Annotated in this window: 2 protein-coding genes; both read left to right on the top strand. The window is 75.7% G+C overall.

Annotation, left to right across the window (positions count from 1 at the left end; translation table 11 throughout):
* Positions 1–153 precede the first annotated feature (153 nt).
* Complete coding sequence (locus tag ACIY1X_RS25790) at positions 154–1,134, top strand: hypothetical protein (protein ID WP_399686373.1); 981 nt, start codon at positions 154–156, stop codon at positions 1,132–1,134.
* Positions 1,134–2,825, top strand: a 1,692-nt coding sequence (gene recJ, locus ACIY1X_RS25785) for a single-stranded-DNA-specific exonuclease RecJ (RefSeq protein WP_399686370.1), incomplete at its 3' end; no start/stop codon positions are given. The genes ACIY1X_RS25790 and recJ, both read left to right, overlap by 1 nt.

Below are 2,825 nucleotides of genomic sequence, written 5' to 3'. Positions count from 1 at the left end.
CGCGCGTGTAGCGCCAGCCCAGCTGCAGTTCGTAGGGAAGGGACATGGAAGGCCGGCGCGAAGGCCGCGCAGGTCTGGGAAGTGGATGCCGCAGTGATTGTGTCATCCGCCCTGCCGCGGGTTCCCTGCGCCGACCGCACGACAATCCGGGCCATGGCCCTGCACGCTGGCGGCGCATCGACCGACCCCGACCACCTCCTCATCGCCTTTGCCGACCGGCGCGCGCCGGCCTGCGAAGCCGCCCGCGGGCAGCTGCGCCTGCCCGCGCTGGACGCCCTGCTGGCGCGGCTGGCGCCGCAGCCGCCGGACGCGCAGGACGAGGACAGCCTCTCGCCCCCGCACGAGCGCGCCCTGGCCGCCGCGCTGGGCCTGGCGGCGCCGGACGGCGGCCTGCCCTGGGCCGCGCTCGCCGCGCAGCGCGCCGGGCTGCCGGAGTCCGAAAGCGCCCCCTGGGGCTTCGTCACCCTGTGCCACTGGCAGGTGGGCATGAGCGAAGTGGTGCTGGGCGACCCCGAGCGGCTGCAGGTGGACGCCGCCGAGTCCGCGGCGCTGCTCGACACCGCGCGCCCCTTCTTCGAGGAAGACGGCATCGCGCTCTTCGAGGGCGGACGCCCCGGCCTGTGGCTGGCGCGCGGCGCGGTCTTCGACGGCCTGGCCACCGCCTCGGCCGACCGCGCCGCCGGCCGGCCGCTGGCCGACTGGCTGCCGATGGGCGAGGCCGCGCGCGGCCTGCGTCGCCTGCAGAACGAGATGCAGATGCTGCTCTACACCCACCGCGCCAACGACGAGCGCACGGCGCGCGGCCAGTTGCCCATCAACTCCTTCTGGCTCAGCGGCACGGGCCGTCTTACCGCCGGCGCGGCAGCGGCCACGGCCCCCACGCTGGACACCTCGCTGCGCGCCGCCGCGCTGGACGACGACGGCGACGCCTGGGCGGCCGCCTGGGCCGCGCTCGATGCCGGCCCCGTCGCCCGCCTGCTCGAACGCAGCCGCGCCGGCGCTGCCGTGCGGCTGACCCTGTGCGGCGACCGCGCCGCGCAGACCTGGCAGCCCGGCGCACGCGGCCTGAGCGCCTGGCTGCGGCGGCGGCTGGGCGCCGCGCCGCTCACCGCCGACGTGCTGGAGGCGCTGTGATGAAGCTGGTCGTGCGCGAGATCCCGCCGCGCGCCGCCTGGGCGCTGGAGCAGGCCGGCGTCCATCCGCTGCTGGCGCGCCTGTTCGCCGCGCGCGGCGTGTGCTCGCCCGACGAGCTGGACGACGGCCTGGCGCGCCTGCTGCCTCCCGTCGGCCTGCACGGCGTGCAGGAAGCCGCCCGCCTGCTGGCCGACGCCATCGCCGGGCAGCGCCGTATCTGCATCGTGGCCGACTACGACTGCGACGGCGCCACCGCCTGCGCAGTGGCCGTGCGCGGGCTGCGGCTCCTCGGCGCGGCGCACGTGGGCTACCTCGTACCCGACCGCGTGGTGGATGGCTACGGCCTCACGCCGCCCATCGCCGAGCGCGTGGCCGCCACCGGCGCCGAACTGCTGGTGACGGTGGACAACGGCATCGCCAGCGTCGACGGCGTGGCGCGTGCGAAGGCGCTGGGCCTTTCGGTGCTGGTGACCGACCACCACCTGCCCGGCCCGCAGCTGCCGGAGGCCGACGTGCTGGTCAACCCCAACCAGCCCGGCTGCGGCTTCGAGAGCAAATGCATCGCCGGCGTGGGTGTGATGTTCTACGCGCTGCTGGCGCTGCGCGCGGAGTTGCGGCAGCGCGGCGCTTTCGACGCGGCCACGCAGCCGAAGCTCGATGCGCTGCTCCCGCTGGTCGCCCTCGGCACGGTGGCCGACGTGGTGAAGCTCGATGCCAACAACAGACGCCTCGTCGCGCAGGGCCTCCGGCGCATCCGCGCCGGCCAGATGCCGCCGGGCGTGGCCGCCCTCTTCCGCGCCGCCGGCCGCCGGGCCGAGGCCGCCACCACCTTCGACTTCGGCTTCGCCCTGGGCCCGCGCCTGAACGCCGCCGGCCGGCTGGCGGACATGACGCTGGGCATCGAATGCCTGCTCACCGACGACGCCGCGCGCGCCGACGAGCTGGCGCGCCTGCTCGACGGCATCAACCGCGAGCGCCGCACGCTGGAAGGCGGCATGCGCGACCAGGCGCTGGCGCTGGTGGAGTCGCTGTTCGTGGACGACGAAGGCACGCTGCCGCCGGCCCTCAGCGTGTTCGACGAGGACTTCCACGAAGGCGTGGTCGGCATCGTCGCCTCGCGCCTGAAGGACCGGCACCACCGCCCCACCTTCGTCTTCGCCGTCAGCGGCGCGGAGGGCCGGTCGCACGAGCTGAAAGGCTCGGGCCGCTCGATCCCGGGCTTCCACCTGCGCGATGCGCTGGACCTGGTGGCCAAGCGCCACCCGGGCGTGCTGCTGCGCTTCGGCGGCCACGCGATGGCGGCCGGCTGCACGGTGGCGCGCGAGCGCTTCACGGACTTCGAGCGCGCCCTGGCCGAGGTCGCCGCCGAGTGGCTGGACGCCGCCACGCTGACCCGCCGGCTGGAGACCGACGGCCCGATCGACCGCGAGTACCTGCGCGTGGACCTGGCCGACACGCTGCACCGCGAGGTGTGGGGCCAGGGCTTCGCGCCGCCGGTCTTCAGCGACGAGGTGGAGGTCGTCTCGCAGCGGCTGGTGGGCGAGAAGCACCTGGCGCTGAAGCTGCGGCTGGCCGGCCAGCCCATCGACGGCATCTGGTTCGGCCACACCGAGCCGCTGCCGGCCCGCGCGCGGCTGGCCTTCCGGCTGGATGCGGACGAGTGGCAGGGGCAGCGCCGGCTGCGGCTGATG

This window comes from Xenophilus sp. (assembly GCF_044462705.1).
GTDB classification, from domain to species: Bacteria; Pseudomonadota; Gammaproteobacteria; order Burkholderiales; family Burkholderiaceae_C; genus Xenophilus; species Xenophilus azovorans.
Note: the sequence above shows the minus strand (reverse complement) of the source record. Positions and strands in the feature narration are given on the sequence as shown.

Coding starts and splice junctions, on each gene's coding strand:
- ACIY1X_RS25790 (WP_399686373.1), top strand. CDS start 154: ATGGCCCTGCACGCTGGCGGCGCATCGACCGACCCCGACCACCTCCTC.